The 22,535-nt window shown below is 60.4% G+C and carries 16 protein-coding genes and 1 tRNA gene; all 17 read right to left on the bottom strand.

What is annotated here, in order from left to right:
* Window positions 1-350 precede the first annotated feature (350 nt).
* The 17 genes from C1876_RS12155 to nrfD all read right to left on the bottom strand — a co-directional run bounded on the left by C1876_RS12155 (window position 351) and on the right by nrfD (window position 22,412).
* A complete protein-coding gene (locus tag C1876_RS12155; protein WP_114546993.1) occupies window positions 351-2,249 on the bottom strand; it encodes a serine/threonine-protein kinase in 1,899 nt (632 codons plus the stop codon).
* A 48-nt stretch (window positions 2,250-2,297) separates the two neighbouring features.
* Window positions 2,298-2,933, bottom strand: a complete 636-nt coding sequence (locus tag C1876_RS12150; RefSeq protein WP_114546992.1) for an IMPACT family protein — start codon at window positions 2,931-2,933, stop codon at window positions 2,298-2,300.
* 59 nt (window positions 2,934-2,992) lie between these two features.
* Complete coding sequence (locus tag C1876_RS12145) at window positions 2,993-6,982, bottom strand: response regulator (protein ID WP_114546991.1); 3,990 nt, start codon at window positions 6,980-6,982, stop codon at window positions 2,993-2,995.
* A 4-nt stretch (window positions 6,983-6,986) separates the two neighbouring features.
* The gene (locus C1876_RS12140) at window positions 6,987-8,303 is read right to left on the bottom strand and encodes an ABC transporter substrate-binding protein (protein ID WP_158544683.1); all 1,317 of its coding nucleotides are present in this window, start codon (window positions 8,301-8,303) and stop codon (window positions 6,987-6,989) included.
* 178 nt (window positions 8,304-8,481) lie between these two features.
* The gene (locus tag C1876_RS12135; RefSeq protein ID WP_114547029.1) at window positions 8,482-10,050 is read right to left on the bottom strand and encodes an FAD-dependent oxidoreductase; all 1,569 of its coding nucleotides are present in this window, start codon (window positions 10,048-10,050) and stop codon (window positions 8,482-8,484) included.
* Between the two features lie 53 nt (window positions 10,051-10,103).
* Window positions 10,104-10,574: a hypothetical protein gene (locus tag C1876_RS12130; RefSeq protein WP_114546989.1), complete on the bottom strand. Its 471-nt coding sequence runs from the start codon at window positions 10,572-10,574 to the stop codon at window positions 10,104-10,106.
* Window positions 10,575-10,759: 185 nt separating this feature from the next.
* The gene (locus tag C1876_RS12125) at window positions 10,760-12,238 is read right to left on the bottom strand and encodes a response regulator transcription factor (protein WP_148044536.1); all 1,479 of its coding nucleotides are present in this window, start codon (window positions 12,236-12,238) and stop codon (window positions 10,760-10,762) included.
* Window positions 12,239-12,327: 89 nt separating this feature from the next.
* The gene (locus tag C1876_RS12120) at window positions 12,328-14,379 is read right to left on the bottom strand and encodes a Na+/H+ antiporter (RefSeq protein WP_114546987.1); all 2,052 of its coding nucleotides are present in this window, start codon (window positions 14,377-14,379) and stop codon (window positions 12,328-12,330) included.
* A gap of 3 nt (window positions 14,380-14,382) precedes the next feature.
* Entirely contained in the window at window positions 14,383-14,829 is a 447-nt protein-coding gene (locus C1876_RS12115; protein ID WP_114546986.1) for a MarR family winged helix-turn-helix transcriptional regulator, read from the bottom strand.
* Window positions 14,830-14,967: 138 nt separating this feature from the next.
* Window positions 14,968-15,054 (bottom strand) — tRNA-Leu (locus C1876_RS12110).
* 95 nt (window positions 15,055-15,149) lie between these two features.
* Window positions 15,150-15,854, bottom strand: a complete 705-nt coding sequence (locus C1876_RS12105; protein WP_114546985.1) for a ferric reductase-like transmembrane domain-containing protein — start codon at window positions 15,852-15,854, stop codon at window positions 15,150-15,152.
* Between the two features lie 19 nt (window positions 15,855-15,873).
* Complete coding sequence (locus C1876_RS12100; protein WP_114546984.1) at window positions 15,874-16,518, bottom strand: TorD/DmsD family molecular chaperone; 645 nt, start codon at window positions 16,516-16,518, stop codon at window positions 15,874-15,876.
* Between the two features lie 114 nt (window positions 16,519-16,632).
* Complete coding sequence (locus C1876_RS12095) at window positions 16,633-17,253, bottom strand: 4Fe-4S dicluster domain-containing protein (protein ID WP_114546983.1); 621 nt, start codon at window positions 17,251-17,253, stop codon at window positions 16,633-16,635.
* Between the two features lie 10 nt (window positions 17,254-17,263).
* A complete protein-coding gene (locus C1876_RS12090) occupies window positions 17,264-19,762 on the bottom strand; it encodes a molybdopterin-containing oxidoreductase family protein (protein ID WP_114546982.1) in 2,499 nt (832 codons plus the stop codon).
* A gap of 261 nt (window positions 19,763-20,023) precedes the next feature.
* Complete coding sequence (locus C1876_RS12085; protein ID WP_244910137.1) at window positions 20,024-21,004, bottom strand: SPFH domain-containing protein; 981 nt, start codon at window positions 21,002-21,004, stop codon at window positions 20,024-20,026.
* A 1-nt stretch (window position 21,005) separates the two neighbouring features.
* Complete coding sequence (locus C1876_RS12080; protein ID WP_114546980.1) at window positions 21,006-21,485, bottom strand: GntR family transcriptional regulator; 480 nt, start codon at window positions 21,483-21,485, stop codon at window positions 21,006-21,008.
* Between the two features lie 9 nt (window positions 21,486-21,494).
* Window positions 21,495-22,412 carry an NrfD/PsrC family molybdoenzyme membrane anchor subunit gene (gene nrfD, locus C1876_RS12075; protein ID WP_244910136.1) on the bottom strand — a complete coding sequence of 306 codons (918 nt, stop codon included), beginning with the start codon at window positions 22,410-22,412 and terminating at the stop codon, window positions 21,495-21,497.
* Window positions 22,413-22,535 lie beyond the last annotated feature (123 nt).

Genomic DNA, 22,535 nt, shown 5'->3' with positions numbered 1-22,535 from the left:
TCCATGGTGACGCACGCCATCGAAGTGCTAGGTCAGCTCGTTATACTCATAGGTACGGATACACCAGGCGGCTTGGTGCCTCTCCCTCTCATGATTCTAGATGGATGGAGGTGAAGACCATGACCGTTTTGGATTTGCTTGCATTGGCCGAACTGCTCGTGAAGCTGGTGACTCGGATCGTCGAGTTCGCTCTGATGATAAGAGACGCGCTCCAATCCCGAAGGGGAAAGGAGCGCCACAAGTAAACCCAAACCGCCGAAGCGATCCGAGAGCCGTTGGGAGTCACAAGCTCCCTTCGGCTCGTCCTATTATACGCGCCGAGAAGTGTAGTGCAAGATTGAGGCAGACCGCTACGCCGCTTCTTCGTCTTCGTAGTAGTAGGGGTCGGGGACGAGGATGCAGGTGAGGAGCATGATAACGATGGGAATGAGGGTGAACACGAGGTTGTTGAGGGACGGCATCCACGTGGCCTGTCCCGAGGCCACCCAGGCGGCCAGGCAGATGCCGGCCAGCAGCAGCAGAGACGCCGCCAGCGTGCCCAGCACGGCGAACGCGCGGGTGGGACGCAGGCGGAACGCCGCGAGGGCGCCCGTTGCCGCAATCCAGCTGATGACGATGCACCACAGCGCGGGCTGCGTGAGCATGTGGCCGATGTTGGCCTGCAGATCCATGCCCGAAAGCAGCTGGGCATTCGCGAGCGCGTCCCAGCCCAGCAAGCCATAGGTGCCGAACGCACCCAGCAGCACGCTGACCAGCAGCGAGAATGCGAGCGCACCGAACGCACGAGCTGGCGGCAGGCAGAAGCCGGCCACGAGCGGCGTGAGCTGGTTGCAGCCGAACGCACCGGCGAGCGGGGGCGCAAGCGTGACGTTTGCGTCGGCGTTGCTCAGGCGTCCGCCGAAGTACCACCAGGTTGCCGTTGCAGCAAGCAGCACGCACCCCGCAGCGGGGGCGTTATGGGCGATGAGCGTGGCCGACAGCGCGAAGTACGCAAGCAGCGCGCCGAGGTGCGGCTTGAGCGCACCGGCAAGCGCCACGAGCGCGAGCAACCCCCAGAACAACGGGTTGTCGATGCCGCTCGTTTGCGGCAGGTTCGAGAACGCCACGAACGCCACCGCGCCGCTGCCCACCGCGCCCACCGCATGCGCGGCCACCCGGCGATGGAGCTCCGTGATGCGCTCGCGCAGCGGAATGCGCGGTACCGGAGGCGCGGCCTCCACTTCCTCCTCTTCCTCATCGTCGGCATGGCCCACAATGACGGCCAGCTCGCGCACGCCGCGCTTCGGGTCGCCGAGGAAGGGTTCGAGCTCCTCCGCGAAGTCGGCCACCGATGCGTAGCGTTCCTCCCGGTCGGGGTCGAGCGCGAAGAAGATCACGTCGTCGACGGCGGGGTCAAGCTCGTCCCAGCACAACGACGGCAGCACGAGTTCCGCATCTTCGATGGCGTCCTCGGCGCGCGCGAGGTCGGGCGCGAGAAACGGGTTCTCGCCCGCAAGCATCTCGTAGGTGAGCGACGCGAGCGCCCACTCGTCGCAGCGCACGTCGAGGTTCTCCTGGCGCATCTGCTCGAGCGGCATGTAGCCGATGGTGCCGCCGCCCGCCGTGCCGTAGCCGGAAGCGTCGGCCAGCGTGGCCAGACCGAAGTCGGTCACCTTCACCTGACCCTGATGGTTGATCAGCACGTTGTCGGGCTTGATATCGAGGTGGAGCACCTGATTCGCATGGGCCACCTCCAACGCGTGCGACACCGCCGCGAACACGGCGGCCGCGACGTCGAGCGTGAGGCGGTCGGCATGACGGTGCAGCAGCTCGGTGAGCGTGAGACCCTCGACGTATTCCATGATGAGGTACGCGGTGGATTCCTGCACCTCGAAATCGTACACCGCGACGATGTTCGAGTCCGACAGCATGGCCGCCGTGCGCGCCTCGTCCAAGCCGGGGAGATGCGCGAGCGAATGCACGAGGGGCTCGTCGCCGATGAGGTCAAACACCGAGTTCTCGCCGTCGTCGGCGTCCTCGAACACGGGGTCGTCTTCCCAGGGAAGCGGCTCGTGCTGCTGCACGGGCGCGGCATTCGCCCCCGGAAGCGCGGCGCGCGCCACGTCCACCTCGTCGAGCTCGATGCACTTGATGGCAACCTTGCGCTGAATGCGCGTGTCCCACGCGACACGAACCGTGCCGAAACCGCCCGCCCTCGTCTCGCCGATGGGCCGGTACCGGTTCAGTATGAGCTGTTGATCGCGTGCCATGCGCCTATTATAAGGCAGTTCGCAGACGGGGTTCCCGCAAAGCGAAACTTAGAACGCAGCCTCCAGAGGGGCGCTGATGCGCACCTGCTCTTGGCCGCGCTCGAGCTCGGTGATTTTGAGCAGCAGGGGTTCTTGCGTGCCGTCGAGCATGCGCAGGCGCAGGGTGACGGCGTCGTCGTACACGGTGTCGAGCACCTTCGCGCCGCAGTCGGCGGCGATGCGCATGAGCTGGTCGTACTTGCCGTACGCGGCCCGCACTTCGATGTCTACGCACCGCGACACCACCACGAGCCGCGCCGCTTCGATGCCCGCCTGCGTGGCCTGCGTGTACGCGCGCACGAGGCCGCCCGTGCCCAGCAGCACGCCCCCGAAGTAGCGCGTGACCACCACGATGACGTCGGTGAGCCCGGCGTGCTGCACCACTTCCAACGTGGGCAACCCCGCCGTCTTCTGCGGCTCGCCATCATCGGAGTAGCGCACGCGTCCCTGCGCGCCGGCGCCGCCCGCGCGCAGCACGTAGGCGTACACGTTGTGGCGCGCCATGCGATTCGCCGCGCGAATCTCCTCGAGGAAAGCGAGCGCCTCGTCCTCGGTTTCGACGTGCGCCAAGCTCGCGATGAAGCGGCTCTTCTTCTCCTCGATCTCGGCGGTCGCCCGCCCGTCTATGGTGGTGTAGGAAGTCATAGGGAAAGTGTAGCAGAGCGCCGGCGCGATGCGAATGCCCTGCCGAAAGCCGCAAGCCGCTAGTCTTTGTCGTTCAGCAGCCGCCGAAAGATCTCTCTGTTCTCCATGAACGTATCGAACAGGTTAGGCGAGTAGAACTTGCTTCGATCGTTGCGCATAATGTCGACAGCTTCTTCAAAAGTGAAAGCCCGCTTGTACGGACGCACGGCCGTGAGCGCATCGAACACATCGGCAATGGTGAGGATTTGAACGTGCAGGGGAATCTCCTCTTCCCTCAGGCCGCAGGGATACCCCGTGCCGTCCCATCGCTCGTGGTGGTACAACGCCATGTCGTGCGCATAGCGCAGGAATCGACTCTCGTGAGTCCGGTCGATAATTTTCTGGATCATATCAGCGCCGATTTGCGCATGCGTTTTCATGTAGGCGAATTCTTCTGGCGTGAGGGCGGCGGGCTTTTTTAGCACCGTGTCGCTGATGCCTATTTTCCCGATGTCGTGCAAGGCGGATGCGCGCAGCAAGTCGGACACGTGCTCGTCTGCCAGGCGCTCCCGATAAGCAGGGCTCTTCCCTGCAATCTCCAGCAGCGCCTCGAAATAGCGGGTGGTGTGCTGCACGTGGCTTCCGGTGGTACCGTCGCGCGACTCGATGATTTCCGCCCAGCTGACGGTAATGACGTGCTGCAGCTCTTCAACCTCGGCCGTCTTATCGCTCACTATCTCTTGCAGCTCCGTCTGGTATTGGTAGAGCTCCATCTGCGATTTGACGCGAGAAACCATCACCACGGGGTCAAACGGCTTCCTGATGAAATCTTTTGCTCCCAAGCGGAAACCCGTGCGCTCGCTTTGCACGTCGTTTTGGGCGGTCAGGAATATCACCGGGATATCCTTCCAGGCCTCGCGCTGTCGCACCATCTCAAGCGCCTCGTAGCCGCTGATTCCCGGCATCTGGATGTCCAGCAGAATCATGTCGGGATGGGCGTGCTCGAGGAAGCTGAGCAGCGCTTCGCCCGACTCAAGTTTGGTCAGGCGGAATTCCTCTTTCAGCACGCTCTCCGCCAAATCGAGATTGACCGGGTTGTCGTCCACCACGACAATATGCTTTTTGCCGAACCCATCGTCGTCGGAAGAGGCGTCGGGCGACGTGCTGGCCGGCGTTTGCGCGAGGAACTCCCCGATCTCCTTCAGGGCGGTTTCACTACGACGGATAAACGCCGCAAGCCTATGTTCAATTCCTTCGAACCGCTCCGTTCTGCCCCGTTCTTCCAGCTCGGCCGCAAGCGCAGAAAGCCCTTCGGCCCCGATTGCGCCGTTGGAGCTTTTCAATCCATGCACCTCGACGACGAAACGGCTCTTATCCGATTCGAGCCACGCGGCAAGCAGGGGAAGCTTTTCCTCGGTGGAGCTGGCGTACGTGTTCAGAATCCCGACGTACGAGGAGGAAGACCCCACGAGGGCCAGCCCCTTCCCGAAATTCACCTCGCCGAACGTCATGTTCGCACTGTCCAGGTCGAGGTCATCCTGCAAGGCTTCGACCTGCGGTTCAGGCTGATAGCCTTCCGGATGATCCGCCGCGCGGGAAGCGTTCAGCGCCTTCAAATACGTACGCAACACGCTATCGAGCTTCTGCATTTCAATGGGCTTGGCGAGGAAGTCGTCGAATCCCTCTTTGAGGAACATCTGATGCGCGCCGCTGGTTGCATTGGCGGTGAGCGCCACAATGGGAAGATGCGCGCCTCTCCCCTCGGGAAGCTTGCGTATGAGCTGCAGCGCCTCAATGCCGCTCATATCGGGCATCATGTGGTCCATCAGCACGAGGTCGTAGTCATTCTCCTGCACGCGCCTCAAAGACTCTTCTCCGGAGAGCGCGTGGTCGATCTTCATGCGGTAAGGCTCCATCAGCCCTTGCGCCACCTGGATGTTGACCGGGTTGTCGTCGACAATGAGAACGGAGACGTAGGGCATCGGGATGTATTCGCTGGTGAGGATGCCGACGTTTTTCGGCCTGCCCGCATACTCCGTAATGCCGGCCAGCGCAAAGGGCAGCTGGAGCGGGAACAACGGAAGGTAGATGTTGCTGGCCTCCATGTCGATGGAGGCATGCTCGCTCAATCGGTACGTGGCCACCGGGCGGGCCGTGAGGTCTTCCGCATCAGCCGCGAGGCGACCGAGATTCTCCGCGGAAGCTAGCACGTGCGTGTAGCCCTCGCACCTCGACAGCTCTGCAAACTGCTCTTCGGTTGAACACGCTTCGTAGCGCAGGCCAAGCTTGTCCATGCAAGAGGTTTCGTAGGCCCGCAGCACATCGGACGGTTCGTACACCAGAAGCGAATAGGCATCTTTGTCCTCGATCACGGCGGTGGGAGCATCATCGGCGATTCCCTGCTTGATAGTCACGGTGAAGGTTGACCCTTTACCGTATTCGCTGGCGACGGAGATAGATCCGCCCATCAGCTTGCAAAGGCCCTGCGAGATGGACAATCCCAAACCGGTTCCCTCGATAGCACGGTTTCGCCGCGTGTCCACCTGCGTGAAGCTGTTGAACAGCTTGTCCACGTCGTCGGGCCGAATGCCGATGCCCGTATCCTCGACTTCCAGGCGCAGCAGCCACTGTCCCTGCCCCTCGTCCTTGACGCCGTCGATCGCCAACCGTATGCTGCCGCTGTTCGTGAATTTGATGGCGTTGCCCACGATGTTCAGCAGCACCTGCTTCACTCTGCCCATGTCGCCCACGAACGTTCGAGGAAGCTCCGGATCGATCTCAATGAAGAACTCCACCGGCTTCTCGCCAATGCGCACGGCCGTGATAATCGTGAGGTCGTACAGCATGGACTCCAACTCGTAGGGTTCATCGACGATGCTGAACTTCCCCGACTCGATTTTGGACAAATCCAGAATATCGTTGATGATGGTGAGCAACCCCTTGCCGGAGTTGACGATGTTGAGCACCTTGCTGCGCTGTCCCGGCGTGAGATCATCCCGAAGCAAAATCTCGCTGATGCCCACGATCGCATTCATGGGCGTTCGTATCTCATGGCTCATGTTTGCGAGGAATGCCGATTTCGCGCTGTTGGATTGCTGGCTTTCCTGCGAAACGCCGTACGAGCGCAGCGCCAAGACCAAGAGCCCGAAAAATCCCAGGAAGATCGCGCAGCTTATGAGAATAAGCTCGCTTGTCATGCTCGCGGTTTTGCCTAAAACCGCTTCCTCCGACACGATATTGACGATGCTCCAGTCGTTGAAGGTAATGGGCGAATAGTACGCGATCTTCTTCGCATCGAGATAGCTGTACTGCACGAGGCCCTCGCGGTCGTTCTCTATATCGTCGAGAAATCGCTCGTAGCTGTAGCCGTCAGCGAAATCGGCAGTCTCCCAAGCCTTGAACAAGTTGTTGAAATCGAGGCTCTTCGTGCGCATGATGATCGTTCCGTTTTTGTCGAAAACGTACGAGTACCCTTCCCCGCCGAAACTGTCGAGGCTCAGAACTTCGCTCAACTGCGAAATTTCCATCATCGCCACCAACGCGCCCGCAGAAGCGCCTTCCCCCATGGGCACGGTGAGCAAGATTCCGCTCGCGGCTCGATCCTTGAATATCTTCCTGATGAGGTTCGAGATGCTTCTTTCGCCGCGCAAAGCGCTCTGGAAGTAGTCTTCGCCACTGATGTCCACCGATTCGGAAGGCATGGTTGCATGAAGCACGCCATCCGGGCCGGCGTACCCGATATAGGCGAAATTGTATTGTTTGACAACGCTATTGAGGTAGTCCGTCTTCGCAGCGTCCGAGTCCATCGAATCGACGGCGGCCGATACCGCCCCCAACGCATCCTGCGTATCCGAAACGACGCTCGTCATATGAGAAGTCACGTAAGAAGACACGTCCGCAAGGTGCGTCTGATTTTCGGAGACCATTTCTTCGCCGAAGCGCGCGATATAGGAAGAGATCACCCAGGCGAAAACGAGCATGAACACCAGAAGAAGGGCAGCAACGAGCATGAAGCGATTTCGCCGATGATTCGCCGCTCCCCCCTGAGCCCCCTGTCGCCATCGCGTCATGCTGCTATGGCTCCTGAAGTCCGAGGCGGCTCAACCGGGCATCGTTCATGGCCTGCAAACAGGACTCCAACGACAGCTCGTCTTGCATGTACTGTTGAATGTAGGATGCGTCGATTTGGGAGAATCCCCGCACGCGCGACCAGGCCGTGGAGTTGTAGAACAGCTTGTTGATCAGCCGTTCCGTCTCCATATACTGCGGGGTGGTAATGCTTCCCCGCTGATCGTTGAACACGGGAGCCGTGTAAACGCCCGCATAGTGCACGTTATAATTGCAGGGATCCGCCATGAAGTTTATCAAGTCGAGCGTGACGTCCAGCTGGTCGCTTTTTTTGTTCGCGATGCCCAGCAGAATATTCGGTCCTTCGAAGCTGCCGTTTTCGGGCGTCCCCATGAAGGCGGGCATGATGCCTATGTTCGAAGGGTCTCCGGTGTAGCCGGTGTAGAGCCATGTATCCCAGCACAGCATCATGGCGTACTCGCCGCTTTGCATCGCCTCGTCCATGCCGTCCCAGTCGTTATCCGCATAGGCTTCACCGAAGTAACCGCTATCGGACATGGTCTTATACCACTGGACGATTTTTCTCATTTCCGGAACATCCGCATAGGACAACGTGTTGTCGTTGAGACCGTCCAATACTCGCTGCTCTTTCAAGAAGCTGTCCATGGGAAACTGGTAGAGCAGCATGGTTATTTCCTTGTAGGGCAAATAGACGGGAGTCACCCCGTTTTGCAGCAGGGTTTCGCACACAGACAAGAACTCTTCTTGCGTCGTGGGAATATCCAGATGATAGGTTTCGAAAAGCTCCTTGTTGTAGAGCGTTCCGGAAACGGAAGCTTCTCCATGAGGCAAGCCGATGACTTTTCCGTTAAAAACGGCCTGGGTCAGCGCGGTGTCGGTCAAATCGTCAATCCACGGCGCATCGGTGAAATCGTAGAAATTCTCATCGGGATTCAAGTTCTCTACGTTGGTACCGCCGTAGCTCAAAAGCAGATCGGGTCGCTCTTCTTCGTCTGACGAAAATGCGCGAGGGACCTTTTCATCGAGATCCACTTTTGACAGAGGCACGACCTCTATGACGTTGCCGGTTTTCTGCTGATAGTCCTCGAAAGCCCTGACAATATAAGGCCGCGAAAGGTCGTCCTTGTCGCCCCACACGGTAATGGTTCTTCCGGTGAATTCTCCCCAGGTATACAGGGGAGCTTCTTCTTCTGGGACGACCGTGGTATCGGCGTGGCTCGTGCAACCGGCCACCGTGAACAAGGCAGCTAGGATCAATGCGGCGACTTTGATTGCTCGGCTTTTCAGCGCGCTCTCCTCCACGCCTCGATCCCCAAGATAGACGAAAAGATAGTACCACGAATCGCCTGATCCGGGACGGCTCAACCGACACTTCAGTCGCCTCCATACGAGGGTACCACCCGTATGCTTTCGAAAAAAGATGAGCCCAAGCCGGGAGGGAGGGGGCTTGGGCTCGTGAAACGGTTGGGATGCGCGGGCGCTAGCCGGCGATGAGCTTGTGCGCGGTGTTCGCGGCCGTGCGGGCGCTGTTCACGCCGTGGCAGGTCATGGAGCCGTTGATGTCGATGCCGTACATGTTGTTGTACAGCATGCCGCCGTCGGCGCCCACGGCGAACAGGTTGTCGAACGCCTGGTCGCGGCCCGGCTTCTTCACGCGGAACTGGCGGTCGGTTTTCACGCCGCCGGAGTACAGGCCCTCGAGCGCGCCGCGGATGAGGCCGCAGTAGAAGGGCGGCGTGGCGATGGGCATGAGGTACTCGGCGTCCTTGCCGAAGTCGGCGTCCACCCCGGCTTCGACGTTCGCGTTGTACTGCTTGACCTGGGCGAGGAACAGATCTTTGTCCACGTCCATGATCTTCGCCAGCTCTTCAAGCGAGTCGGCTTTGTAGGCGTCGTCGCCTTTGGCGATCATCTCTTCCCACAGCTGCGCGCATTCCTCGTCGCCGTCGAGCATGTACTCGTAAACGTCCTTGTCCATGATGCTCCAGCAGGTGCCGCCGGCCAGACGCACCGGCACGTTCTGCAACTCGAAGTTGTGCGTGTACGTGGAGCACGCCTCGTCGGAGAAGCGCTCGCCATGGATGTCCACCCACAGGCACGGACCGCCCCAGCACAGCTTGTCCCAGATGGGGCCCCAGGGGCCGGCCGAGCCGATGATGTTCGTGCAGCCGAACGCCGGTGCGCCGTGCTCGATGCCGCCGGCCTTGATCATCATGGTCACGCCATCGCCGTAGTGGCCCGGCGTGCCGATGATGCGGATATCCTCGAGGTCGACGCCCAGCTTGCCCATGCGCGCGGCGTCCTCGCCGAAACCGCCCGTGCTCACGATGACGGCCTTCGCGTTGATCTTGATGGTGTCGCCGTACGTGTCGGTGGCGTACGCGCCGGCCACGTTGCCGTTTTCGTCGAGGAACAGGTCGCGGGCACGCGTGTTCAGGCGCAGGTTCACGCCGTACTCGGCCAGCTTCTTCTTCATGTACGGGAAATAGCCGATGCCGGCCGCGCCGCCCTTGTACACGTAGTCGAAGCTGAACTCGGCGCGGTAGCGACCCTGCTTGTACATTTCCAGGTACGCGGGGTCGAGATCCTCGATGGCCTCGTACTGCACGCCGTTGTCGATGAGCCACTGCACGTTTTCCGCAGCGTGGCTGATCATGTCGCGGATGAACATCTGGTTGACCGTGTAGGACTGCGCGTCGGCCTCGTAGCGCACCATCTCGCCGAGCGTGGCCTCGCCCGAGTTGGGATGCAGGCCGTAGGCGTTCGTGCACTCGACGCCCGTGCCGTTGCCGCCGAGCGCCGACTGGCCCTCGATCAGCAGCACCTTGTCGCCGTTCTCGCCCGCCTGCACGGCAGCCGACGTGCCGGAGAACCCGCCGCCCACCACGAGGATGTCGCACGAGATTTCCTCGGTGACCTGGCTCGCCCAGTCCTCGTCTTCCGACGCCTTCTTGTCGGCCGCGTGGGCCACGCCCGTCGCGCTCATGGCCAGCGCCGCACCCGCCATACCGGCGCCCAACAAGAAATTCCTTCTGCTCAATTCAGTCATGTGAGTATCTCACTTTCGTATCGATGAAATGAAAACGGGGGTTGAAGGAGGACTTACCTCTTTTTGAAGTCGCCATCGGAGTAGGTGATGGTCTTGCCATCGACGACCGCTTCCAGGCTCTCGATGGTGTAGGTGTTGTCCTTCACGTTTTCATGCGTGGCGGCAATTTCGGCACCGGCGAACTCGACGACCTTCACCTGCATGGTGAGGCTCTCGATGTTGAAGCCGGTGATCTCGCGCAAGTCCGTCACGTAGTCGGCGAACTTCGCGTCGTCGCTCGACACCGTAATGGGGCTGTCGGCCTCCGACACGTCCCAATCGACGAGCGTCATCTCGTTCGTCGCGGTTTTCACGAGCGTCTTCGTCGTGCTGTCCGCCGAGCTTGCGCTGCCCGCGCCAGCTGCGCTCCCCGACCCGTTGCCTCCGCAGGCCACAAGCGCGCCCAGCGACAGAACGGCCACCATGGCCACGGCCAGCAGCATCGATACGCGCTTCGCCTTGCTCCCTCTCGTACGCAATTCCATCCCTCTCCCCTTCCTATTCGATTCGCCGCGTCGAACCGGTCCCTTGCCGGCTGGCGGCTTGGAAACGATTGAACGCGATGCGGAAGGGAATTGCTTCATCAGGTGCGGGCGTTTTGGAAAAATCACCCGTTTGTGATGAGACGCACGTACCGCTGACGAAGCCGCGGCGAACGGCGGCGCGCCCGCTAGGATTGCTGGGGAAACACCAGGTCAAGCAGCTCTTGTCGGTTGTGCACGTTCACTTTGGTGTAAATGTGGCGAATGTGGCTCTTCACCGTATTCTCCGATACGTGCAGGTGCTCCGAGATGTAGGGGCCGTTGCGCCCGGCAACGAGCAGGCCCAGAACATCGGTCTCGCGCGAGGTGAGGAAGAACATGGACGACAGCGCGGCGATGCGATCCTGATAGCCCGGTGCCGTGCCCACATCGCCCTCCTCGCGCAGCGAAGCGTCGTCAGGCCGGTTGAACTCCACTTCGTACGTGCTCAGTCGATCCCAGATAGCGCTCTTCCCACTTGAGAAGCCCACGGTCAACAGCAGCAGCGCGCTGCCGAACACGATGTAGGACACGATGGTGGCGCCGTCGCCGCCCACGGCCTGACCGAGCACCGTACCCAGCAAGATGCCCAGCTGGTCCACCGTGTACACCACGCAGATGATGCGCAGCAGCGACGTGCCCGACTTGTAGCCGATCATGATGATGATCATCCAGATGAGCAGGTCGAAGCACGCGTAGCCCGTGAAGAACAGGCAGTCGGACACGAACGAGCCCGGCACGCCCATAACGGCCAGCAGACCGCATCCGATGAGCCCGAGGGACATGGCCACGAGCGCCCCTTGCAGGATAAGGTAGGGCCGCCACGAGTAGAGCAGGTAGCCCGCCAGCATGGCCAGGCTGACGAAGGCGCGCAAAGCGACGGTGACGTATTCCAGGTACACGCCCTGCGAGCTGGAAGCGAACAGGCCCTGGTAGTTCGCAAATCCGAACGATGCGCTGATAACCAGCACCATGAGCAGGAAGTAGCGGTCGCAGCCGAACATGCGACGGGCGCGACGGGCGCCGTCGACGGCCTTCTCGCGCACGACGGCGATGGCCTCGAGCGTGGCGCGATTCTGTCCGCGCACGAGGTAGACGGCGTAGCACAACGCCGAGAACAACGGCAGCAGCACGGCGAACACCACCGATGCCGCAGGTTGCAGGAACATCACCAAGAGGATGGCCACGATGTTGAGCGGCAGCGCGGCGGCAAGGTGCACGAGCGCGTTCGTGGTGCCCTGGCAGGTGGCGATGCCGCCGCACAGCACGGCCCCGACGCTCTGATAGGCCCCGATGAGGATGCCGCCGATAACGAGCAGCGCCGGATTCGTCTGAACGCCCGCGAATACGAGCACCGAGCCCACCGTGCCGCACAGCAGTGAGCAGGCGGCGAACACGCGCGGGTCGAGCACGCGCGAGCGGGCGCGGGCGCTTGCGGCCAACAACCCCAGCAGCAGCGCGCTCGCGGCAAACGACACGATGAACGGCAGCGCGTCGACGGGCCGTCCCGCGGCCGAGAACAGCGCAGGGCTGAACGGCACCACGTCGAACCACGACCAGAAAAACGACGACACGAGCAATGCCACCGGTGAAATGTTCCCCGTGAATCTATCGAGCATCTCGTTCATGAACGTGAGCACTCCCCTAGGTACGGATACGCGCTCCTCCCCCGGAATGCGTATCCGTACTATACCAGAGATGCCGCCCGCGCCGCGCGCTAGTCGCCCACCGTCATCTGCAGCAGGTACACCTCTTCGCGCAGTTCGCGCGCCGTTTCGCGACCGAGCGTGCCCGCTTCGCGCATGCGCTGGATTTCGTCGAGTTCGAGGCGCAGCGCTTCGGTTTCGATCTCGGTCACGTCAACCTTGATCTCCTCGATGGCGTCGGGGTCGCGCGTGAGGGGGCCGCGCGCCTCGCGGGGCGGGCGGCCGTCGGACGCATGATCGTCGCGCAGCTCGAACGCCGCGAGCGTCGCGCGGCACTCGGCCGCCAGCATAGCGGCACCCTCTGCCACCTCCACGTTCGGATCGTCCGTTTTCGTTTCGAGGAAGTCGAGCGAGCACTGCTCAAGCCCCACGCGGAAGGCGCGCGCGGCCTGCATCTCCTCGCCGCTGAAGTGCGGCTTCGCGAACATGCGCGTCATGCTGCGCACCGTTCGCGTGGCGGTCATCTTCGCGTGGCGGAACACGCGAGCGCCCTTGTTCTGGTGCGCTTGACGATGCAGCAGCATCTCGCGCATGTGCTCGAATTGCTCGAGGTAGCGCTGCCCCTCCGCGGGTGCCACGACGCCCTCGGCCATGCACTGCTCGACGTAGGCCCGCTGGCAATCGAGCATGCCGACGCGCAGCTCCATCAGGCACGCCGCGGACGTGCTCTGCCGACGCAGCCGCTTGATGCGCTCTTCGTACTGCCGCACCACGATGCGCGTGGCCAGTTCGGTGTCGGGCGTTTCCTCGGCTTTCAGCTGCAACACCACACGCTCGAGAATGGCGATGTTCGCGGCTTGCACAACCGCGTCGTCGTCCTCCTCGTCGGCCTTCGGCGCAAGCAGCGGCACGACGAAGTTCGCCAGCAGCAAGGTGCACAGAATGACGCCCGACGCCAGGAAGATGAGCATGTCGCGGTTCGGGAAGAGCGAGCCGTCGGCCAAGGAGAAGGGCACGGTGAACGCGATGGACAGGGTGACGGCGCCCTTCGGGCCGGCCAGCGTGGTAACCAGCGCATCGCGCACGGCGCCCTTCGCCAGCTTGCCCTTGCGCGCGAACGCCTCCATGCCCAGCACCCACACGAAACGCACGCCCTCCACCAGCAGCGTGATGAGCAGCACGAGGCCCACCAGGTTCAAGGCGTCGGCAGGGCCGTTCCACGTGGGCATGATGGCGCGCGGCAGCTGCATGCCCAGCAGCACGAACACCACGCCGTTGATCACGAACACGAGCGTTTCCCACACGCTGTCGGAGGCCAGCTTGAGGCGTGCGGACGCCGGCGTGGACTCCTTCGGCAGCAGCGTGATGAGCAGGCCCGCGGCCACCACGGCCAGGATGCCGCTCACGCCCACGTGCTCGGCCACGAGGAACACGAGGAACGGCGTGAACACCTCGAACACCACGTGCACCGTCACGCTCTCAAAGCCCTGCTTGCGAATGAGGCGCAGGGCAACCGCCGCTACAAGGCCAAGCGCCAGCCCCAGCAGGATGCCGCCGAAGAAGCTCACGGCGAACGTCGATGCCGCTTCGGCGAGCGAGAACGCGCCGGTGACAGCTGCGGCGATGGCGAACTGGAACGACACGACGCCCGACGCGTCGTTGATGAGGGCCTCGCCCGAAAGCAGCGTGTTCTGGCGCTTGGACAGGCGGATGTCCTTGCCGAGCGCCGTGACGGCCACCGCGTCGGTGGGCCCGAGCGCGGCGCCCAGCGCAAAGGCGGCCGCCAGCGGAATGGTGGGTTCGAGCCAGTTCAACACGAAGCCCACCATGAGCACCGTCACCAGCACGAGGCCCACGGCCAGCGACAGGATGGCGCCCTTGTTGTCCCACAGCGCACGTTTGCTGGCGTGCCGCGATTCGTCGAACAGCAGCGGCGCGATGAACAGCACGAGGAACAGCTCCGGATCGATATCCACCTGCACCGGCACGCCCACCAGCACGATGATCACCACGCCGAGGGCAATTTGCACGAGCGGCAACGACACGCGCGGCATCATCTGGTCGAGCACGGTGGAAACGAGCACCGCGCCCAGCAGCAGCAATACCAGTTCGAACATTTCCATGGGCTATCCTTTCGCCGCGTCGTCGACGGCTTCCTCGGCCAGACAGGCGACGAGCTTCTTCTGAATGCGCACGTACTGCGCCGCGTCCTCGGGACCGAGGCGTTCGAGCAGCTGCGCGATGAGGCCGAGCGCTTCGTCGCGACGTTCGGTGATGTAGGCGACGCCCCGGTCGGTGAGGGCCACCACCGTCTGCCGGTTGTCAGCCGGGTCGGGCGAGCGCGTGAGTAGGCCGCGTTCTTCCAGGTGGCCGAGCATCGTGGCAACGCGCGCGGTGCTCACGCCCATGCGCTCGCTGAGGTCTTTCGGGTGCGCGATCTCGCCGTCCTGCAGCAGCAGGAACAGCGCGCCCTGTTCGCCGGCGGCCATGCGGTCCACCAGCCGCTCGACGCCCGCGCGCCGCAGCTCCGCCCGCATGCCCACCAGCTCCTGCGCCAACGCTCGATATTCCATCGCGCAGCTCCTTCCGCACGTTTGCTAACGTCATTAGCTATTTTACCGCGCCCATGCGCCCCTGACGATACCCGATGAATTCCATCCACAAATAAAAAACGACCAGGTACCATACCTGGTCGTTCTTCAAATTCAAAATGGTGCGGGCGAAAGGACTTGAACCTTCATGGGGTTGCCCCCATACGGACCTGAACCGTACGCGTCTGCCAATTCCGCCACGCCCGCACAACTCGGCTTCTTTTCGAAGCGAGTGAACATGATACCCCAGTTGATAGATCATGACAAGAAGAAAATCCACACGGGGGAAATTTATTCGAAACTCACGAGCATCCTGCACTCGAAACCCCTCGTGCGACGCGAGTTTTCGCATCGACCACGGCTCGGCGCACTCGCAGAACCGCGTACACGCCAAACAAGCCCGTATACACCACGACGCTCGTCGCGGCAGTTGCGCCCTGCGTCAATGCGGACGGAAGCAGAATGATGGCAAGATGCAGGTAGATCAACCCGAAAAAGGCGTACGACCACTTCTGCAGCTTGACCCAGGAAGCGGCGCCCATGCGACGCTTCACCGGAGAAAGCGACGTGACGCCCAGCATAAGCAGCAAAACCAAGAGAACCGCCGCAGCAACGAGAAACGCCCACAGCCAGACATCGGCCGTTCCGCTCGTGAATCGCGGCACAAAGGCCGTCAGGTACACGCATACGTGGCCCAGACACAAGATGCACGCCATGATGGAGAGCTCGGCGCGCATAGGCCTCAACATCAGCCCCGCTTTCGAATCCTTCCGAAACACGCCGATGAACATCACGATAAAGAACAGGGCGAGGGCAAGCGTGCATTTCTGCATCAACAGAAATAGCACGCTGCGCACGATCCCGGGGTATGCAACAAAGAGGTTCCCCACATACAAAACCGTCAGCACGACCGCACCCGCGTAAAATGCCAGGGCATATGTTGTCAGAGCGTCCTTAAGTAAAAACACCAGCGCGGTCGTGCAGGCCAGCACAAGAAGAAAACTCATCCGTTCGTCCTTTCTGGAGCTAGAGGGGGTTATCCGGAAGAGCCCTCAGCACCCGCGCGCCAACCGTAAAGAAAGCTTCGCTGCTTTTATCTATCGTCTCTTCGGCAAACGCCCGAGCAAATCCGATGAAATGATCCTCGTAAAAGTCCTCGTACGCACGGTCCGGGATGTCGACGCCAACCGGTCTATCGACGAGCCCTGCATTCAGCATGCAGAGGTGCATGAGGAATTCGAGCATCGACCCTATGTGGTCGAGCGGATCGTTCGACTCGCCAGTCCGCACGATGCCGCACGTCCGCATGAAGCGCTCGATTTCCATGGACTTCTTGCCCACGAAAAGCAGCGGCTTCCGACCAGCCTGCGAGGCTTCCCATGTTCCCGCAAAAGGGATGATGAGCGGATCGCGGCTTCCGATGTAGAGCCGGGTGTACTCCTTTCGCACCCGATGGAACGCCTCGTCTTCGTCCATTCCGCGGTAGCGGTTCAGTTCGCTCGCCCCGCATTCTCCCCAGTCCTTCGGTAGATCGTTGATCTCGGTTACCTCGGCCAACGCCTCCTGGTATTCCCCCGACGTCAGGGCTCCGACAATCTCTCGCTGGGTGAAAAGAAAGGTTTTCGCCAGCAACTCATAGAGCGCTGCCTTGCTCTCCCAGGTCTTTTCCATGTCACAACTCGCTATCTCGTCGTATTCGACGCGTCCGGAAGATCCTGCCGCGTCGCCGCTTGAGCGACACGGCAGGATCGCAGAACAGGTGAGCAAACCGATGCCCGCGTTCGCCTACTTCAGAAAATAGATGTTCGGACCCGTCCCCTGATCAGGGAGCAGTTGGTCGTATTCGCGAGAAGCAACCAGCTTCGAGATGTCCGACTCGGGGTCATCGAGGTCGCCGAAGCAACGGGCTTGAGCTTGGCAGATTTCGACGCATGCGGGCAGCTCGCCACGGTCAATTCGATGCGTGCAGAACATGCATTTCTCAACGGTATTCGCCCGATGCTCGGGCGCCTGCGCGTCGCCCATGGGGAAATCGAGGGCCCACGAAGGGTCGTTGAGGTGCGTGCGCACCCCGTCGTACGGACAGGCGGCAATGCAGCTGTCGCAACCGATGCATTTCTCGCTGTCCACCACCACAATACCGTCCTCGCGCTTCTCGGAAGCACCCGTGGGGCAAACGGCAACGCATGCGGGTTCGCTGCAATGCTGGCAGGCGAACGTGAAGAACGTGATGTGCAGATCGTCAGGATAGGTTCCTTCGGGAGTATAGCGATGCTCCCCTCCTTTGGTGCGAGCGGTGTTCCACCACACTCCCTCGGGAAGGTTGTTCTCCACTTTGCAGGTCATGGCGCAGTTGTTGCAAGCCGAGCAGCGCCTGGTGTCAACCGTCATTCCGTAGCGTGTCATGCTGCACCCCCTAGAGCTTCTCGACCTGGCAGAGCCAGTCGTTGTGGCTGTCATTGTTGGTGATCTTGTCTCCCGCATCGATCGACGTCACCGCTTGCAGATGGCCTTCGCGCATCTCCTTACCCGCATATCCGCGGGGGATGTTGACCGTGTCCTCACGAATGCCCTTCGATACCAATGCACGGGTGACGAAGCTCCCTCGGTCATTGAACACCTTGATCAGATCGCCGGTCTTGATGCCTCGTTCGGCCGCAGCCGTCTCGTGGATGATCGTGTAAGGCTCGCCTTCGCCCTCCGTGCCCTCAAAACCGCGAAGCTCGTTGAGCCAAGGCACGTTGTTGTGCATGGAGTGGCCTGTGTAATTATCGTGATACGAAAGACCAAAAAGCGGATACTTCTCACGAAGAGGATTACTCGCATAAGCCTCGAATGCAGGCTCGTAATACGGCAGGCGATCCAACGGGGTCACTTCCACATCCCAGTTTCCATTCGGGGTCAAAGTCTCCAGATAGAATTGGGTACGACCCGTAGCATTGCGCTCTTGACCGACCGCCTCCGTCCTTACGATCTCGTCTACGTATATGGCGCCCTGTTTGCGATAGTCATCGTACCCGAGTCCCGCAGAGATGTTCTCTTCCGTGTCGAGAAGCTCGCGTAAATAACCCTCGGCATCCTTGTCGTACAGATCGTCGTATCCCATGGCCTCTGCAAGAGCGACAAATATCTCGAAATCGGACTTGCTTTCCCCGATAGGATCGATGGCTTTCTGGTTCAGGTAGCTCTCGAAGTCCTCGGATTCGAACGACATGGTCACCGGAAGAGCTAAGCTCGCTTGCATTGTGGTATCGGTCATGAACTCAGAGGCAACGACCACAAAGTCCACCTTCTTCCACGCCTCGATCTGCTCCGTGTACCCAATCCCGCATTCAATGGGGTTGGCACCCGCAATCCAGAGCATGCGCAAGGTGTAATCTTCGCCGAGCCATTTTCCCGAGTTCACGATCTGAGGGACTTTGTTAAGGGAAGCCATCTTGGAGAGTTTGGCACCTTCAACCGTCAAAGCCGCCTTCGTGTTGAAAACCGGGGTCTTGTAATACTGAGTTGCGGGCAGCGCGTTACCGTAACTCGCTCCCGGCTTGCATGCGTTGCCGGTCAATGATGCCAGGAGGAACAAGCCGTAGTAGATGCGCCACGAGTTCTGCAAGTGCTGGAAACCCCAATAGGTAGCGAAGAATGACGGTCCATCGGCATAGGTTCGTGCAAAGTCTTCAATCGTCTCGACGGGAAGCCCGCACTCTTCTGCCGCGAATTCAACGGTGAAGGGCGCTATCGTTTCACGCGTAAGATCATATACGGTTCTCACGCTCACCCCGTCTGCGTCGAACGTGCCGGTAACGGCGGGGTCTTTGATCTCGAACGAGGATCCGAACTCCCCCGTTGCCTCATCGTAGACGACCTCGCTATCGACTTCGACCTCCTTGCCCGACGTAGCGTCAACTTTCTTGTACAAGGGCAGACCCAGATCAGAGAGCCGGAGATAGCTTCCATCCTCTTTGATGAGCAGTGGCGCTACAGACTTGTTGCGAAGATAGTCATAATCGATCAGGTCGTTCTCAATGATGTAGTTGCACGCGGCGAGGAGCAGCGCACCATCGGTTCCTTGCCTGATGGGAATCCACTGATCTGCATGGGCGGCTGAATTCGAATAGCGCGGATCGATGACGACGAGCTTCACGCCCTTTTCTTTCGCTTCCATGAAGCACGACCATGCGGTCCTGAAAGAATCGCAGGTGTTGCCCAGCATGAAGATGGTCTTTGCATTGACAGAGTCTTCGGCGGAATTGGTGACACCGCCCAACATGACGCTCTGCATGTATAGACCCGCTGCGTCTCCCGTGGCGGTGAACAGGGTAACGCCGGTCTTCTGGAAAAAGCGCTCCGGACCGATGCCGCATGCTCCTCGCGTCTCGGGAAAGTTCGTAAAGCCGTTGTAGACCGTACCAAGTTTGCCGCTCTTGCCGCTATAGCTACTCATAAAGCCAACGGACTCGGGCCCGTACTCGTCGAACGCGGCCTTCATTTTCTTAGCAACGAGATCCAAGGCCTCATCCCAGCTGATGCGCTCCCAATTGTCGCTTCCGCGCTCGCCTGTTTGGAGCATGGGATAGAGCAGCCGATGCGTACCGTAAATACGTTGCGGGTTCGCCGGACCCTTCACGCAGCCGGGCTGAAGGCCAACGTCTTTGGTTTTAATAGGATGCTGCCTCGTGCTGACCACTTTGCCCTCGCGTACTATTGTATCAAGGCGGCAGCCCGCGTTTCCGCAATTTCCTCGGCACGTGTTCGAAAACACCTGCACGTCGGGCGCTGTTGCCGGCGCGCTTCCTTCTTCTTTCGCGCCACCGCTCGGGGCGCACCCGATCGTGGTTGCAACCGTCGCTACGCCTGCAGTTGCGGCAGTGGCTTTAAGGAACGATCTGCGTGTAAGCGGCTTGGTGGGTGTATCCATTCTCTCCTCCTGTCAAACGGAGGACGTCGAAGGGGGCTTGGCCGGAACCCCTCCACTCGATGCCCATCCTTTTCCGAAGGCTCAGCGTGCGCTTCGCCCTCCCCCAACTTCGGAAATTGATCAATCCCATCCAAGGAGAGAATAGCATAATCAATCCTAGGATTAAAGATGTAATCCTAGGATTGATTATGCTATTTCGGAAATAGTGGAGGCGTCGCGCGAATCCCAAAAACGGTACTCTACCGGGACTTATATCTAACCTTAAGGCATAGGTTTATGAGGATACTTCACCCCCTCGGGCAGCACGTCTCCGAACCCCTCGCTAAAGGAACTGGGCACCACCACGGTCCCTCCCGTCTCGCGCACGCTTTCGTACAGCAAGTGCATGGCTCGCAGGCGCAAAGCCGCATCGCCGCCGCCATACGTCTCCCCCACCTCTTCAGCGACCGCCGCTATATCCTGCTCGGTATCCATGAGAATGATACGAGCCTTCTTGCGTTGCTCCGCCTGCGCCTCGATGCTCATGATTTCATGCAATTCCGGCGGCAGCAAGATATCGCGCACCTTTACCGAATGAATCGCAACGCCCCACTGAGACGCTTCGTTCTCGAGCACCTGCTTGATGTCAACGTCGAGCTGCTCACGGCGAATAGCAACTTCCGCAACCGTCAGCTGACCGATAGCGTCGCGCAAAGCAGCCTGCGCAACCAGTTTCACCGTGCGCGCGAAATCGCTCACCTCGTTGCAGGCGGCCTTCGCATCGTAGACCGCCCAGAGCAGCACGGCGTTCACGTTCATGGGAACAAGGTCCGCCGTCAGCGTTTCTTCCGCTTCTATTCTTGTTGCGCGCATACGACAGTCGATGCGAATGGTGTTGTGCTCGATGAAGGGAATGGTCCAGAACAAGCCCGGACCCGACACTCGGTTGAATTTGCCGAAACGCAGAACCACAACGCGTTCCCACTGCTGGGCGATATGCACCGACATCGTGGCGAGCGCAGCGACAACGAAAGACGAAAGGGCAACAACGATATTGAACGAGCCCGCAACGAGAACGCCCAATCCCGCGACAATCAGCAGAACAACGGCGAAGACAAAAGCGCTGAGCAAAACAACGCCTGCTCCAGATGCCTTTTCGCCCGAAGAGCCGCCCAGGTCCTCGGGAGCGAGACGATACGAGCTGAACTTGCCTCCGTCTCCCCCGCTCGAACGTCGGACGTTTTTGCCTCCTACGGCGCCCACGTTAAGCCTCCTTGCTCTTTTTCGCGACATCGGGATGCAGTGCGATCACGTTGGAGCCAGGCAGTCGATACGGAAGAGACTCAATCATGACCAGCATTTTTGCCCGTAACACCATTTGATCCGCCGCCTCTTCATAGGTAAGCCCCATGCTCTTGCACGCATGAAGGCACTCGTCGAGCACCGCTTCGAGGTCCTCTGCCGACCCCGCCCCTTTGCCAGGCAGCGGGTCGGAAACAAACATGCCTTTGCCGCGAATGGACTTTACGTATCCGTCCGACTGGAGGCTTAAGTACGCCTTGTTCACGGTGTTGAAGTTAAGGGAAATTTCGACTGCGAGTTCGCGGATTTTCGGCAGCTGATCACCTGGTTTGTAATAGCCGGAATCGATCAGGAATACGAGCCGCTTGCGAAGCTGCAACCATGGCGGCGAGCTTGAATCGGGATCGACCTCGAAGGGGAAGGAATCTTCTTTGCCATCCATAGCTATCTCCTAAAATCCTAAAGCAGGATGCATGCCTGCCGCCACAATGCAGTATCGCAACGAAAAAGCGCCCATCAACACGCAAAACGATGTTCCCAAGGTAGACCATATGCGACCCGGCAAGCAGTCCTCAATTCGAAGCACGACAACATCGAATACCGCGGTCATGATCAATCCGAGCCCCACGAAACCGCCCCACCATATCCAAGCATCCGTTCCGGACACCAAGTCGAAGGCCGACGCCAACCCGGCGCTATCCGCTGAGTCGCTGACGGGCGCCAGAACCAAACTCAAAACCAGCGCAACGGCGCACAGCGACTCTAAGACCACGATCACGATATCAACCCGAGCGAGCAGCCTTCGGTAAGCGGAAAACACGATCGCTTTCCCGCTTGCCTGAATTGCAGCCAAGAACACAACCGCACCGCACGAAGCCGATGACAGCACGAACAGCGCCGGAATCCAAAACGAACTCCACAGGGAAACCGCTTTCATACTCGCGAGAAAGAGCCCCGTATACAGCGATACAGCCAGTCCGATCAAAGCGCATAGCGCATGAAGCGCCCACGAAACGAACGGGTTGCGATTCGTGACGCCCGCTCCCCAAAACAGTACGAGCAGAAAGCAGAGCACGACATCGACAACGATCGCCCACGCCCCGACGGAGAGGTAGTTGAGAGAGGGCGAGAAGAAAAGGTAGACCAGCGCAGAGAAATTACCGGAATCGGCAAGCAGAAGCAACCCGCCCAGCACAAGAGACGCCGCCGCAACCGCACATACCGACCTCATAAGATTGGAGTACTCGGACAGCAAACCCTTCTCCAAGAGATGGCGCGGTATGCTTAAGCCAGCAATTCCAGCAAAGATGCTCAGACCCCCGCCCAAGCCTCCGAGGCACAGGTAAAGCACTACGCCGAGATCAAACAAGCGCCCTCCTGCCCATCGGGATGTAGTACGCTGGCACGTATTCTAGCAGCGCAATCCTAAGATTACAAGCAAGGCGGGGGCCCGAATCGCTCGTCAAGATGCCGGGCGCAGGCGGCGGTGGGC

It is taken from the genome of Eggerthella sinensis (assembly GCF_003339815.1).
In the GTDB taxonomy this organism is placed as follows: Bacteria; Actinomycetota; Coriobacteriia; order Coriobacteriales; family Eggerthellaceae; genus Eggerthella; species Eggerthella sinensis.
Note: the sequence above shows the minus strand (reverse complement) of the source record. Positions and strands in the feature narration are given on the sequence as shown.